The sequence below is a fragment of the Pseudomonas sp. P1_C12 genome (assembly GCF_056406435.1).
Map to the genome: position 1 here is coordinate 1 of NZ_JBFUAE010000004.1, position 13,214 is coordinate 13,214.

The 13,214-nt window shown below is 57.9% G+C and carries 14 protein-coding genes; 9 read left to right on the top strand and 5 right to left on the bottom strand.

Annotation, left to right across the window (positions count from 1 at the left end; genetic code table 11):
- Positions 1 to 482: 482 nt before the first annotated feature.
- Complete coding sequence (gene tyrS / locus AC1D19_RS07340) at positions 483 to 1,682, bottom strand: tyrosine--tRNA ligase (protein WP_477763139.1); 1,200 nt, start codon at positions 1,680 to 1,682, stop codon at positions 483 to 485.
- 211 nt (positions 1,683 to 1,893) lie between these two features.
- Here tyrS and AC1D19_RS07345 point away from each other — a divergent pair, with 211 nt between their 5' ends.
- Positions 1,894 to 3,312 (top strand): peptidoglycan DD-metalloendopeptidase family protein, encoded by a 1,419-nt coding sequence (locus AC1D19_RS07345; protein ID WP_477762828.1) that lies wholly within the window; start codon positions 1,894 to 1,896, stop codon positions 3,310 to 3,312.
- A 3-nt stretch (positions 3,313 to 3,315) separates the two neighbouring features.
- Positions 3,316 to 4,407: an anhydro-N-acetylmuramic acid kinase gene (locus AC1D19_RS07350; protein ID WP_477759774.1), complete on the top strand. Its 1,092-nt coding sequence runs from the start codon at positions 3,316 to 3,318 to the stop codon at positions 4,405 to 4,407.
- Between the two features lie 68 nt (positions 4,408 to 4,475).
- Here the strand turns inward: AC1D19_RS07350 and erpA are convergent, their stop codons facing one another.
- Together erpA and argC are read right to left on the bottom strand one after the other, a co-directional pair.
- Complete coding sequence (gene erpA, locus AC1D19_RS07355; protein WP_007906865.1) at positions 4,476 to 4,826, bottom strand: iron-sulfur cluster insertion protein ErpA; 351 nt, start codon at positions 4,824 to 4,826, stop codon at positions 4,476 to 4,478.
- 166 nt (positions 4,827 to 4,992) lie between these two features.
- Positions 4,993 to 6,027, bottom strand: a complete 1,035-nt coding sequence (gene argC, locus AC1D19_RS07360) for an N-acetyl-gamma-glutamyl-phosphate reductase (protein WP_008051660.1) — start codon at positions 6,025 to 6,027, stop codon at positions 4,993 to 4,995.
- A 135-nt stretch (positions 6,028 to 6,162) separates the two neighbouring features.
- Here argC and hemJ point away from each other — a divergent pair, with 135 nt between their 5' ends.
- The 6 genes from hemJ (at position 6,163) to coq7 (ending at position 10,751) form a co-directional block, all read left to right on the top strand.
- Entirely contained in the window at positions 6,163 to 6,594 is a 432-nt protein-coding gene (gene hemJ / locus AC1D19_RS07365) for a protoporphyrinogen oxidase HemJ (protein WP_477759775.1), read from the top strand.
- Positions 6,595 to 6,627: 33 nt separating this feature from the next.
- Positions 6,628 to 7,596, top strand: a complete 969-nt coding sequence (locus AC1D19_RS07370) for an NAD(P)H-dependent flavin oxidoreductase (protein ID WP_477762829.1) — start codon at positions 6,628 to 6,630, stop codon at positions 7,594 to 7,596.
- 93 nt (positions 7,597 to 7,689) lie between these two features.
- Positions 7,690 to 8,655: a DUF805 domain-containing protein gene (locus tag AC1D19_RS07375; protein WP_477762830.1), complete on the top strand. Its 966-nt coding sequence runs from the start codon at positions 7,690 to 7,692 to the stop codon at positions 8,653 to 8,655.
- Between the two features lie 61 nt (positions 8,656 to 8,716).
- Complete coding sequence (locus tag AC1D19_RS07380; RefSeq protein ID WP_477762831.1) at positions 8,717 to 9,505, top strand: SDR family NAD(P)-dependent oxidoreductase; 789 nt, start codon at positions 8,717 to 8,719, stop codon at positions 9,503 to 9,505.
- Positions 9,506 to 9,585: 80 nt separating this feature from the next.
- Positions 9,586 to 9,924 carry a histidine triad nucleotide-binding protein gene (locus tag AC1D19_RS07385; protein ID WP_477762832.1) on the top strand — a complete coding sequence of 113 codons (339 nt, stop codon included), beginning with the start codon at positions 9,586 to 9,588 and terminating at the stop codon, positions 9,922 to 9,924.
- Between the two features lie 179 nt (positions 9,925 to 10,103).
- On the top strand, positions 10,104 to 10,751 hold the full coding sequence (gene coq7, locus AC1D19_RS07390; protein ID WP_223460272.1) for a 2-polyprenyl-3-methyl-6-methoxy-1,4-benzoquinone monooxygenase: 648 nt from the start codon (positions 10,104 to 10,106) through the stop codon (positions 10,749 to 10,751).
- Between the two features lie 131 nt (positions 10,752 to 10,882).
- Here the strand turns inward: coq7 and speD are convergent, their stop codons facing one another.
- A complete protein-coding gene (gene speD, locus AC1D19_RS07395; protein ID WP_477756209.1) occupies positions 10,883 to 11,674 on the bottom strand; it encodes an adenosylmethionine decarboxylase in 792 nt (263 codons plus the stop codon).
- A 239-nt stretch (positions 11,675 to 11,913) separates the two neighbouring features.
- Complete coding sequence (locus AC1D19_RS07400; protein WP_007994936.1) at positions 11,914 to 12,336, bottom strand: OsmC family protein; 423 nt, start codon at positions 12,334 to 12,336, stop codon at positions 11,914 to 11,916.
- Positions 12,337 to 12,566: 230 nt separating this feature from the next.
- Between AC1D19_RS07400 and crp the strand changes: the two genes are divergently transcribed.
- On the top strand, positions 12,567 to 13,211 hold the full coding sequence (gene crp / locus AC1D19_RS07405) for a cAMP-activated global transcriptional regulator CRP (RefSeq protein ID WP_477756210.1): 645 nt from the start codon (positions 12,567 to 12,569) through the stop codon (positions 13,209 to 13,211).
- Positions 13,212 to 13,214: the final 3 nt, after the last annotated feature.

The following is a 13,214-nucleotide window of genomic DNA, read 5'->3' on the forward strand; positions in this document are numbered from 1 at the left end:
GTTTTGAGAAAACCCTAAACTTGGCTCAGCAATCGTTGGTTACATCTTTGATTTCTCGCGGAGTAACTTGTGATGCTGATAATCTGTTGACTAGCAGTCTGACTCCACAAGCACCCACACGAATTGCTTGATTCAGTTGTTAAAGAGCGGTTGGTTAAGATCTTTCGTCTCAACCGAGGCGCGCATTCTACAGCAGCCTCATTTGCTGTCAAGTGGTATTTTTCAGAAGCTTTCAAAGTTTCCCTTGTAACTTCAACCACTTGCGCTTCAGATCTCTCATCAGCGGGAGGCGAATTCTACAGCGTTACACGCTGCTGTCAACACCTCTTTTTCAACTCCCTTTTGGCTTCGATGACCTGAAGCAACCTGCTGCCGAAAACTGCATAACTCATTGTTTACCAAGGAGTTTTCCGTTTCGACTGCGCCGGAAGTGGGGCGAATTATAGGCTTCTAAAATTCGCCGTCAACCCTTTATCTCAGCTTTATTCGGATTTGAGCGTAATACGCGCAAATGCCTTCTTCCCGGCCTGGCAAACATGGGTCGCGCCCAGTGCATATATAAAGGTGCGATCGACAACCTCACCATCTATACGCACACCACCGGAACCCAGGAGATCTCGCGCCACCGCCGAGTTCTTGACCAACCCTGCCTTATTAAGGACAGCAGCGATCGGCATATCCTCGGTAGCAGTCAATTCGATTTCCGGCAGATCTTCAGGCAGCTCGCCATCCTTCATACGGTTACCGGCAGCACGATGAGCACTGGCCGCAGCCTCCTCACCATGGAAGCGTGCAACGATCTCTTCAGCCAGCTTGATCTTGATATCGCGCGGATTGGCACCCGCCTCCACATCAGCGCGGAACGCATTGATCTCATCCATGGAGCGGAAGCTGAGCAACTCGAAGTAACGCCACATCAGCGCATCCGGAATGGAAACCAGCTTGCTGTACATCACACCCGGCGCTTCCTGTATACCGACGTAGTTGCCCAAGGACTTGGACATCTTCTTCACGCCATCCAGGCCTTCAAGCAGCGGCATGGTCAAAATGCACTGGGCCTCCTGACCATAACCACGCTGCAGTTCACGCCCCATCAGCAAGTTGAACTTCTGATCGGTGCCGCCGAGCTCGACGTCTGCGCGCAGGGCTACCGAGTCGTACCCTTGAACCAGCGGATAAAGGAACTCATGAATGGCGATTGGCTGATTGGTTGTGTAACGCTTGTCGAAGTCATCGCGCTCGAGCATGCGAGCCACGGTGTACTGCGAAGTCAGGCGAATGAAGTCGGCCGGCCCCATCTGATCCATCCAGGTGGAGTTGAATGCCACTTCGGTCTTTGCCGGGTCCAGAATCTTGAAGACCTGAGTCTTGTAGGTCTCGGCATTCTCGAGGACCTGCTCGCGAGTGAGCGGCGGGCGCGTAGCACTCTTGCCGCTCGGATCGCCGATCATCCCGGTGAAGTCACCTATAAGGAAGATCACCTGATGCCCCAGCTCCTGGAACTGGCGCAGCTTATTAATAAGCACGGTGTGACCCAAGTGCAGATCCGGAGCCGTTGGATCGAAGCCCGCCTTAATACGTAGCGGCTGGCCACGCTTGAGCTTTTCAATCAGCTCGGACTCGACCAACAGTTCTTCCGCACCACGTTTGATCAGCGCTAGCTGCTCTTCAACCGACTTCATAACAGACCCGCAAGGCTCAGATTCAAAGGGAACCAACCATACAAGATCGCGCGTCAAATACAAGGTTTGCCCGGCGCACGGACGCCAATCCGCAGACAGAGCGCCTGCGGACTTGCTTCAGAGATGATTTGGTTATATTTTATACAGTTATTTCATCTTCATCATGTCATTCATCTTTTCCAATTCATCTTTTTCAAAGTCAAAACCACTTATGACCACAGAATCGTCTAAAGCGCCGCCGCTTTACCCGAAGACCCACTTGCTTGCCGCAAGTGGCATCGCCGCCCTTCTCAGTCTGGCGCTCCTGGTATTCCCTTCCAGCGATGTTGAAGCCAAAAAGACAACCCTGAGTCTTGAACTGGAAAGCCCTGCTGAACAACTGACACAAGATCAAGACGCTGCTGACACCGTTCAAGCCACAAATGAGCCAGCAACCTCCCCCTTCGCGCAGATCGACAACAGCGCCGAAGACACTCAGGAAACCGCTCAAACCGAACCGGCGCCGGTCGTCGAAGAAAAGAAGCCGGCAAGCCACAGGGAAGTGATCGTCACCAAGGGTGACACCCTCTCTACACTGTTCGAGAAGGTCGGTCTCCCAGCCACCTCAGTGCATGAAATACTGGCCAGCGACAAGCAGGCCAAGCAGTTCAGCCAGCTCAAGCATGGGCAAAAACTCGAATTCGAACTGAGCCCTGACGGCCAGTTGACCAACCTGCACAGCAAGCTCAACGACCTCGAAAGCATCAGCCTGACCAAGAACGACAAGGGCTACACCTTCAACCGCATTACCGCCAAACCGAGCGTGCGCTCGGCTTACGTTCATGGCGTGATCAACAGCTCGCTGTCGCAGTCCGCGGCCCGAGCGGGCCTGTCTCACAGCCTGACCATGGACATGGCCAGTGTGTTTGGCTACGACGTGGACTTCGCCCAGGATATTCGCCAGGGCGACGAGTTCGACGTGATCTACGAGCAAAAGGTGGTCAACGGCAAGGCCGTCGGCACTGGCCCGATCCTGTCGGCGCGCTTCACCAACCGCGGCAAGACCTACACCGCCGTACGCTACACCAACAAACAAGGCAACAGCAGCTACTACACCGCTGACGGCAACAGCATGCGCAAGGCGTTCATCCGCACACCGGTGGACTTCGCCCGCATCAGCTCGAAATTTTCCATGGGCCGCAAACATCCGATCCTGAACAAGATCCGCGCCCACAAAGGCGTCGACTACGCAGCACCGCGTGGCACGCCGATCAAGGCTGCCGGTGATGGCAAGGTCTTGCTGGCCGGCCGCCGTGGTGGCTACGGCAATACCGTGGTTCTCCAGCACGGCAATACCTACACCACGCTCTACGGCCACATGCAAGGCTTCGCCAAAGGCGTGAAGACTGGCGGCACGGTGAAACAGGGCCAGGTGATTGGCTATATCGGCACCACCGGCCTCTCCACCGGGCCGCACCTGCACTACGAGTTCCAGGTCAATGGTGTGCACGTCGACCCGCTGGGCCAGAAACTGCCAATGGCCGATCCGATTGCCAAGGCCGAACGCCCACGATTCCTCGCCCAAAGCCAGCCACTGATGGCGCGCATGGAACAGGAAAAAGCCACTCTGCTAGCTTCGAGCAAGCGCTAAGTCATGGCGCTCTATATAGGTGTGATGTCCGGGACCAGCCTTGATGGCCTGGACATCGCACTGGTCGAGCAAGCCCCGGCGATCAGGCTGATCGCCTCTCACTACATCCCGATGCCCGATTCCCTGCGCGCCGAGCTGCTCGGCTTGTGTGCCAGCGGCCCGGACGAAATCGCCCGCTCCGCCATCGCCCAGCAGAACTGGGTGAAACTGGCAGCCCAAGGGATTCATGCCCTTCTCGCTCAGCAGCAACTGAAGCCTGACGACATTCGTGCGATCGGCAGCCATGGCCAGACCATCCGCCACGAACCGGCACGCGGTTTCACCGTGCAGATCGGCAACCCGGCCCTGCTGACGGAGCTGACCGGCATCACCGTGGTCAGCGACTTCCGCAGCCGTGACGTCGCTGCCGGCGGACAAGGTGCACCGCTGGTTCCTGCCTTCCACGAGACACTGTTTGAAGAACGGACCGGCAATCGTGCCGTGCTGAACGTCGGTGGATTCAGCAACCTGAGCCTGATCGAACCCGGTAAGCCTGTTGCCGGTTTCGACTGCGGCCCGGGCAATGTCCTGTTGGACGCCTGGATTCATCAGCAACGTGGCGACAACTATGACCGCGACGGCCAATGGGCCACCAGCGGCAAGGTTGAACCGGCTCTATTGAATGAGCTGCTCAGCGATCCGTTCTTCGTAACCAAAGGCCCGAAGAGTACCGGACGGGAAGTATTCAACCTACCTTGGCTGACACAGCACCTGGCACAACTGCCAGCCTTCGCCGCCGAAGATGTTCAGGCGACGCTGCTTGAGCTGACCGCGCTGACCATCATCGAATCACTGCAAAGCGCCCAGGCAGACACGCAGGAACTACTGGTCTGCGGCGGCGGGGCCCACAACACCGCGTTGATGAACCGCCTGGCCAGCCTATTGCCAAACGCCAGTGTCAGCAGCACTGCCACTTACGGCGTAGACCCCGACTGGGTCGAAGCCATGGCCTTCGCGTGGCTGGCTCATTGCTGCCTCGAAGGTATTGCGGCCAACCGCCCGAGCGTTACCGGTGCCCGCGGCTTGCGCGTACTGGGCGCCATCTACCCCGCATAAATTCTCCACACAGTAAAACGCCGCAGGGCCCTGAGGCCATGCGGCGCTTTGTAATGCAGGCGCGCTGATCAGATCGAGAACGAAGAACCGCAGCCACAAGTGGTGGTCGCATTCGGGTTCTTGATGACGAAACGCGAACCTTCCAGACCTTCCTGGTAGTCCACCTCGGCACCTGCCAGGTACTGAAAGCTCATCGGATCGACAACCAGACTCACACCTTCGCGCTCGACGATGGTGTCGTCATCGGCCACTTCTTCATCGAAGGTGAAGCCGTACTGAAAACCTGAACAACCGCCGCCCGTAACGAATACGCGCAGCTTCAAGCGATCATTCCCCTCTTCATCGACCAGGCTCTTCACCTTGTGCGCGGCACCGTGGGTGAATTGCAAAGCCGTGGGGGTGAAGGATTCGACGCTCATGCTGACTATCTCCCGGCGTTACGCCGTCATATTGCGTGATGACGCGCATTATCCGCTTCTCCTAGAAAAGCGGTCAACTATTGTTATGGTATATCAACCAATCCAATCGCCGGCCCGGAATGCAAAAAGGCCCGTCAGACGGGCCTTTTGCTGTACGCGATAAAGCTTACGGCAGCATGCCGGCGTGGGACAGGCCCAGACGCTCATCCAGCCCGAACAGAATGTTCATGTTCTGCACCGCCTGACCCGAAGCGCCTTTGACCAGGTTGTCGATCACCGACAGCACAACCACCAGATCACCATCCTGAGGGCGATGCACGGCAATACGGCAGACGTTGGCACCCCGTACGCTACGAGTCTCCGGATGGCTGCCGGCCGGCATCACATCGACGAACGGTTCGTTGGCATAACGCTTTTCAAACAGCGCCTGCAGATCCACCGAGCGATCAACAACGGTTGCGTAGAGCGTGGAATGAATGCCACGAATCATCGGAGTCAGGTGCGGAACGAAGGTCAGACCGACGTCCTTGCCTGCTGCACGACGCAGGCCCTGGCGGATTTCCGGCAAATGACGGTGCCCTTTGACCGCATAGGCCTTCATGCTTTCCGATGTCTCGGAGTACAGCGAGCCTACGGAAGCACCACGACCGGCGCCGCTGACACCGGATTTGCAGTCAGCAATCAGATGCGCAGTATCGGCCAGGCCGGCTTCGAGCAATGGCAGGAAACCCAATTGCGTTGCAGTTGGGTAGCAGCCCGGCACAGCAATCAGGCGCGCTTTTTTGATCTGCTCGCGATTGACTTCCGGCAAGCCATAGACCGCTTCGTCCAGCAACTCCGGTGCACCGTGCGGCTGGCCGTACCACTTGGCCCACTCATCCGCGTCTTGCAGACGGAAGTCCGCCGACAGGTCGATGACCTTGGTCCCGGCCGCCAGCAACTCGCCCGCCAAGGCATGGGCAACACCGTGCGGTGTGGCGAAGAACACCACATCGCAGGCACCCAGGGTCTTGATGTCCGGAACGCTGAACGCCAGGCCGTCGTAGTGGCCTCGCAGGTTCGGGTACATGTCGGCCACGGCAAGGCCAGCCTCGGATCGGGAAGTGATGACAACCACCTCAGCTTGCGGATGTTGCGCCAACAGACGCAGCAGTTCGACACCGGTGTAACCCGTGCCGCCGACGATACCGACCTTGACCATAAACCTGCCCTCAACGAACCCACTGGAAAGCCGTCGATAATAGGGGCCGCGCGCCCCTGCGACAACCGTCAAGGTGACGTGCGGAGCTTCTAGCCTCTACTATTCCCGCTACCGTGAACCTGGGAATAACTAAAAATGCTTTATCTGTGGCTCAAAGCACTTCACATCATCAGCATCGTTTGCTGGTTTGCCGGCCTGTTTTACTTGCCGCGGCTGTTCGTCTATCACGCTCAAAGCGAAGATACCGTCAGCAAGGAACGCTTCAGCGTCATGGAGCGCAAGCTGTATCGCGGCATCATGGGGCCGGCAATGATCGCTACGCTGATCTTCGGCGGCTGGCTGATCAGCCTCAACCCGAGTGCGTATTTCACTCAGGGTGGCTGGATGCACGCCAAGCTGACGCTGGTGGTGATTCTGATCGGCTACCACCACATGTGCGGTGCCCAGGTAAAACGTTTTGCCCGTGGCGAGAACACCCGCAGCCATGTCTTTTATCGCTGGTTCAATGAAGTGCCGGTTCTGATATTGCTGGCTATCGTAATTCTGGTCGTCGTTCGGCCGTTCTAAATCCACCAGGCACCACTCACCGGGGTACTTCCAATGTCGCTGCCCGCTCTGCTCGAACAACGTTTGCGTCTGCCCGTGGTGGCGGCGCCGATGTTCCTGATTTCCAATCCGCAATTGGTACTCGCCTGTTGTCGCCAGGGCGTGGTCGGCAGCTTCCCGGCGCTGAACCAGCGCGAAAGCAGCGGTTTCAAGGCCTGGCTGGAAGAAATCGAAGCCGGGCTGGCGACACTGGAAAACCCCGCGCCTTATGCCGTAAACCTGATCGTCCATAACAGCAATCCACGGTTACAGGCGGATCTTGAGATCTGTGTCGAGCACAAAGTGCCGATCGTGATCACCAGCCTCGGCGCCGTGAAAGAACTGGTCGACGCGGTCCACAGCTACGGCGGCCTGGTGTTCCATGATGTGACGACTCGTCGTCATGCCGAGAAAGCGGCCGAAGCCGGCGTGGATGGTTTGATCGCCGTGGCTGCCGGCGCCGGTGGACACGCCGGGACCTGGAGCCCGTTCTCGCTGATTGCCGAAATCCGCCAGTTCTTCGACAAGACCCTGTTGCTGGCCGGCTGCTTGAATCATGGCCACGAAATTCTTGCCGCCCAACTGCTCGGCGCGGATTTGGCCTACTTTGGCACACGATTTATCGGCACGACCGAAAGTCACGCGCCCGACGCCTACAAAGAAATGCTGCTGACATCCAAAGCGGCAGACATCATCCATACTCCAGCCGTGTCAGGTGTCCCCGCGAGTTTCATGCGCCAGAGTCTGGAAGCAGCCGGTTTCGACATGGCCGCCTTGCAAGGCAAGGGCGAGATCAACTTCGGCTCCAAGCTCAAACCCGTGAGCGATGAGGCCAAAGCCTGGAAAACCGTTTGGTCTGCCGGCCAGGGCGTGGGAGAAATCGAGGACTTGCCGAGTGTCGAGCAGTTGATTGCACGTCTCGACGCGGAGTACCGCAAGGCCCTGGAGCAGGCTGCCCAGTTGACCAAACGCTGGCCGAGCTGACAGCAAACCTTGGCCAGTCTTGCCCGGCTGGCCTTACTCTCGCCCGGGCACAACATTCTTCTTTCAACCTCTCGCGACAAGGATGCTTCGCACATGGGCGAAAATCATTTCAAGATCGTATTCGAGGGCGCCTTGCTGCCCGGTGTCGACATCACCACGGCAAAGCTCAATCTCGCCGACTTGTTCAAAAGCGATGTCACGGCCATTGAACGCTTGTTCACCGGGCGTCCGGTAGCGCTCAAACGCAACCTGTCGCAAGCCGATGCCCAGACCTATCTCCAGGCGCTGAGCAAAACCGGTATCGACGCCCGCATCGAAGCCGAAACGCCGATCGAACTGAACCTCGCCGACGTTCACGACCACCCTTCGGCCAGTAGCCAGGCTGCCCTGGCAGATCCGCAGTCCCCTTACGCTCCGCCTCGCGCGCCCGTCGGCGAAGCCGTGGCGGAATTCGCCACGCTCAAGCCCTTCAGTTTCGATGGCCGGATCGGCCGCTTGCGTTACCTCGCCTGGACGCTGGTGCTGTCAACTGTGCTTCTGGCCGTTTGCGGGGTGTTTGCCTTGGTCGCCCTGGCTCTCATCGGCGCGGATTCGACCGCCGGCCTGATATTGGGCAGCTTGCTGGCCTTGATCCTGTTCGTCGGATTTGTATTCGTCAGCATCCAGATCACTGTTCAACGCTTGCACGATGTCGGCTGGTCCGGCTGGCTGTGGCTGCTGAACCTGGTGCCGTTCGTTGGCAGTTTCTTTCCGTTCATGATCATGGTCGTACCGGGCAACGACACCGCCAACCGCTACGGCCCGCCGCCTCCGCCGAACAGTACCGCGGTCAAGGTATTGTCTTCGCTGTGGCTGATCGTTATCGCGCTGGTTCTGTTCGGCTCGCTGGCCGGTGGTCTCACGGCGATACGGGAAGAATACAAAAGCGCCGCCCAGAGCAGCTACGAAAGCAGTTCGGTCACCACCGATGAAATCGAAGTCGAGATCGAACCGGTGCCAAATTCCACCGACGATGCAGCCGAAGAGGCCCGGCCCCCTGTAGACTCTGCGAAAGAATGAACAGCGCTCCTGGCCCGTGACACCTGCGTCGCGGCGCGGAGCTGTTGCGATGGAGAACTGCATGACCCGTTACGCTCTGATCACTGGCGCCTCCAGCGGCATCGGCCTGGCAATGGCCGAAGCGCTGGCCCGGCGCGGCCGCAGCCTGATTCTGGTGGCCCGACAACGTGATCAGCTGGAAAGTATTGCGATTGAACTGACCCAAAGGTTCGGCGTGGAAGTGTTGTTCCGTGCCTGTGACCTGGGCGAACCGCTGCGCCTGTCCGGATTCCTGCTGGAGCTGGAAGAAGGCGACCGGCAGATCGATCTGTTGGTCAACTGCGCCGGTATCGGTACCTGCGGCCCGTTTCTGGCCCAGGACTGGATGACCGAGCAAGACCTGATCGAAGTGAACATCCTCGCCCTCACCCGCCTGTGCCACGCCATCGGCAACAGCATGGCCCTGCAAGGCGGCGGGCAGATTCTGAATGTGGCCTCGGTGGCGGCGTTTCAACCCGGGCCGTGGATGAGCACTTATTACGCCAGCAAGGCGTATGTGCTGCACTTTTCCGAAGGATTGCGCGTCGAGCTGAGAAAATGTGCGATCAAGGTTTCGGTGCTCTGCCCCGGGCCGACCCGCACGGCGTTTTTCCGTACCGCACAACTCGACAGCGACAAACTGGCCAACAGCAAACTGCTGATGAGCCCCGAGGAAGTGGCGCTCTACACCGTGCGCGCACTGGAAAGGAATCAAGCGATCATTATTCCCGGGCGGCGCAACCGCTGGTTCGCCTTCCTGCCGCGGCTCGGCTCGCGCTGGCTGACGCGCACCATCGCCGGCATGATCAACAAGGCGTACTGCCCGCGCTGATCCAATTCAAGGTAAAAAGCTGGGCGCTGGCATACGCCATGAGTACACTCAGGCCAGCCCAAATAACGGAGAAAACAGCTGTGGATACTCTGTTCACCAAGATCATCAACCGGGAAATCCCGGCGAAGATCATTTACGAGGACGACCAGGTATTGGCCTTCCACGACATTGCCCCACAGGCACCGGTACATTTTCTGGTGGTCCCGAAGAAACCGGTTCGCACCTTGAACGACCTGACCGAGGACGACAAGACGCTGGCCGGGCATATTCTGTTCACCGCGCAGCGCCTGGCTCTGGAGTTGGGCTGTGAAGAGGGTTTCCGGGTGGTCATGAACTGCAATGAACTGGGTGGGCAAACCGTCTACCACATTCATATGCACGTGCTGGGTCAGCGCCAGATGCACTGGCCACCGGGCTGATTGACCACCCCACCCTGTAGGAGCTGGCTTGCCAGCGAACAAAGCGACGCGGTTAACCTGATTCACCGCGCTATCGTTCTTCGCTGGCAAGCCAGCTCCTACAAGGATGACTGACCCAGCGCAAACCTTCCCCGGCCGATTGGGTTAAACTGGCCGCCGAAATTCCCCCGGAGGTCAGCATGACTACCCAACGTCACTACTCGCCAATTGACCGCCTACTGCTGCAAGCCGATGCCGCGATGCGCACCCTGCTGCCCTTCAGCGGCCAGCCGTACCGTCCGTCGCCTGCCATCGTGCAGCCGGATGCGAAAATGAGCGACGAAGACACACGCCACGTTGCCGGCCTGATGCGCATCAACCACACCGGCGAAGTCTGCGCCCAGGCGCTGTATCAGGGGCAGGCGCTGACCGCCAAACTGCCGCAAGTGCGTGCCGCGATGGAGCATGCCGCCGAAGAAGAAGTCGATCACCTGGTCTGGTGCGAACAACGCATCCATCAGCTGGGTAGCCACACCAGCATCCTCAATCCGCTGTTTTATGGCATGTCGTTCGGGATTGGCGCAGTGGCCGGCCTGATCAGCGATAAAGTCAGCCTGGGGTTCGTTGCGGCAACGGAAGACCAGGTGTGCAAACACCTGAACGAACATCTGGAACAATTGCCGGCCGAGGATGAAAAGTCCCGGGCGATTCTTGAACAGATGCGCATCGATGAAGAACAGCATGCCGAAAGTGCGCTGGAGGCTGGCGGGTTCCGCTTTCCGGCACCGGTGAAGTTCGGGATGAGTCTGATGGCCAAGGTGATGACCAAGAGTACTTATCGGATCTGATCTTTCGGTTGCCTGGCAGGGACTCTTCGCTGGCAAGTCGGATAGCCGCAACGCAGCTCCTACAGGGAATGTATCCGGCAATAAAAAAGGCGACTGCCGTGAGGGAGTCGCCTTTTTTGTGTTCGAGAGTCTTACGCCATATTGCGCGCGTAGAAGATTTCGAGCATTTCGTGTTTCACCCGCTCGGTCACCTGGGCACGTTGCTCAGAGGACAGGTTGTTGGTGGCGTCGCCGAACAGGTAGTTATCCAGTTCGAAGTTCTTCAGCAGCATCTTGGTGTGGAACAGGTTTTCCTGGTACACGTTCACGTCGGTCATCTGGTACGCGTCGTAAGTGTCATCGGAGAGGTAGTTCTGGATCGAATTGATCTCATGGTCGATGAAGTGCTTTTTGCCTTCAACGTCACGGGTGAAGCCGCGCACACGGTAGTCCACGGTCACGATGTCCGAATCGAACTGGTGAATCAGGAAGTTGAGCGCTTTAAGCGGTGAAATGACCCCGCAAGTCGACACGTCGATGTCCACACGGAAGGTTGCAATACCGCTGACCGGATGGATCTCCGGGTAGGTGTGCACCGTGATGTGGCTCTTGTCGAGGTGGGCCAGAATGATTTCGGGCAGTGGGCCCGGGGACTCTTCGATCTGACTGTCGGTCGGGGTTACGGGCTCTTCCGAGATCAGGATCGTGACGCTGGCGCCCTGCGGCTCATAGTCCTGACTGGCAATGTTCAGGATGTTGGCACCAATGATATCGACAACTTCCGTGAGGATCTGCGTCAGGCGTTTCGCGTTGTACTCTTTATTGATGTACTCGACGTAAGCCTGCTGGTCTTGCGGGGTTTCCGCGTAGCAGATGTCATAGATGTTGAAGCTCAAGGTCTTTGTCAGGTTATTGAACCCGTGGAGCTTGAGTTTGCTTTTCACCGTTAAAAACTCTCTATGTGTTTGCGGCCCGGCCGCGTGATCAAGCATGCCCGTCAAATGCGAACAACGCACCTGCGTAGGACGGTTAACACCTCTTCGCGATGGCGATTTTGGTTGTCTGCTCGGGTGCGAGGCCTGTCGGCTGACGGGCCACTACCCTGAAAAAAGTGGCGCATTATGCAGACGTCAGCTTGTGTTCGCCAGAGTCTGCACTGCTTTTATGATAGTTGAATGTCGATTCAACCGAGCTCGATGATCTCGTAGTCGTGGGTAATTGCCACGCCTGCCGCGCCGAGCATGATCGAGGCCGAGCAATACTTCTCGGCAGACAATTCGATGGCGCGCTTGACCTGGGCTTCTTTCAGCCCACGGCCCTTGACCACGAAATGCATGTGGATCCTGGTGAAAACCTTTGGATCTTCGGTCGCACGCTCGGCTTCAAGGAACGCTTCACAGCTTTCGACCGCCTGGCGGGACTTCTTGAGGATGCTGACCACATCGAAATTGCTGCAACCGCCGACACCCAGCAGCAGCATTTCCATCGGCCGGACACCCAGGTTACGTCCGCCGGCATCGGGCGGACCGTCCATGACCACGACATGACCACTACCGGATTCGCCGAGGAACATGGCTTCGCCAGCCCATTGGATGCGTGCCTTCATCGCCAAGACTCCACTGTATAAAAAAGGGTCGCCAGCTTAGCACAGGCCCCGTGACTGACGGCGCCCGGCGTCCTAGGACATATCCCACCGCCTTGTAGGTAAATGCTCGAATATTGCAGGAGGTGTCTGTTAAGCTGACGCCAAATCAATGGCGCATTGCCAGCTTTCCCCCAGCGTTCGCTATTCATAAAAAAACCAAACACACCGTGCAGTCTTTTCGGGATACAACCATGGTTGCGATTGCCCCCAACCCCAAGATCAAGAACCTCGACAAGCTGTTGATGCATTGCCAGCGCCGCCGCTATCAGGCCAAGAGCAACATCATTTGTGCCGGCGACCGTTCGGAAACGCTGTTCTACATCATCAAAGGCTCAGTCACCATCCTGATCGAAGATGACGACGGCCGGGAAATGATCATTTCCTACCTGAACACCGGGGACTTTTTCGGCGAGTTGGGTCTGTTTGAGCAAGCTGGCCTGGAGCAGGAGCGCAGCGCCTGGGTGCGGGCCAAGGCTGAATGCGAAGTCGCGGAAATCAGCTACGCGAAATTCCGCGAGTTGTCCCAGCAGGATCCAGACATTCTTTACGTCCTCAGCGGACAAATCGCACAGCGCCTGCGCAACACCACGCGCAAGGTCGGTGACCTGGCATTCTTTGATGTAACCGGTCGAGTCGCCCGCTGCCTGCTGGAGCTATGCAAACAGCCAGATGCCATGACTCACCCCGATGGCATGCAAATCAAGGTGACCCGTCAGGAGATCGGGCGGATAGTCGGTTGTTCCCGGGAGATGGTCGGTCGCGTCCTCAAGGATCTGGAAGAACGCGAACTGGTGAACGTCAAAGGCAAGACCATGGTGGTTTTCGGTACGCGATAAGCT

Bases quoted from the DNA above. Each gene is read 5' to 3' on its own strand.
- AC1D19_RS07380 (WP_477762831.1), top strand. From the start codon at position 8,717: ATGACCCGTTACGCTCTGATCACTGGCGCCTCCAGCGGCATCGGCCTG.
- tyrS (WP_477763139.1), bottom strand. From the start codon at position 1,682: ATGAAGTCGGTTGAAGAGCAGCTAGCGCTGATCAAACGTGGTGCGGAA.
- argC (WP_008051660.1), bottom strand. From the start codon at position 6,027: ATGGTCAAGGTCGGTATCGTCGGCGGCACGGGTTACACCGGTGTCGAA.
- AC1D19_RS07375 (WP_477762830.1), top strand. From the start codon at position 7,690: ATGGGCGAAAATCATTTCAAGATCGTATTCGAGGGCGCCTTGCTGCCC.
- AC1D19_RS07350 (WP_477759774.1), top strand. From the start codon at position 3,316: ATGGCGCTCTATATAGGTGTGATGTCCGGGACCAGCCTTGATGGCCTG.
- crp (WP_477756210.1), top strand. From the start codon at position 12,567: ATGGTTGCGATTGCCCCCAACCCCAAGATCAAGAACCTCGACAAGCTG.
- AC1D19_RS07345 (WP_477762828.1), top strand. From the start codon at position 1,894: ATGACCACAGAATCGTCTAAAGCGCCGCCGCTTTACCCGAAGACCCAC.
- AC1D19_RS07370 (WP_477762829.1), top strand. From the start codon at position 6,628: ATGTCGCTGCCCGCTCTGCTCGAACAACGTTTGCGTCTGCCCGTGGTG.
- AC1D19_RS07400 (WP_007994936.1), bottom strand. From the start codon at position 12,336: ATGAAGGCACGCATCCAATGGGCTGGCGAAGCCATGTTCCTCGGCGAA.
- coq7 (WP_223460272.1), top strand. From the start codon at position 10,104: ATGACTACCCAACGTCACTACTCGCCAATTGACCGCCTACTGCTGCAA.
- erpA (WP_007906865.1), bottom strand. From the start codon at position 4,826: ATGAGCGTCGAATCCTTCACCCCCACGGCTTTGCAATTCACCCACGGT.
- hemJ (WP_477759775.1), top strand. From the start codon at position 6,163: ATGCTTTATCTGTGGCTCAAAGCACTTCACATCATCAGCATCGTTTGC.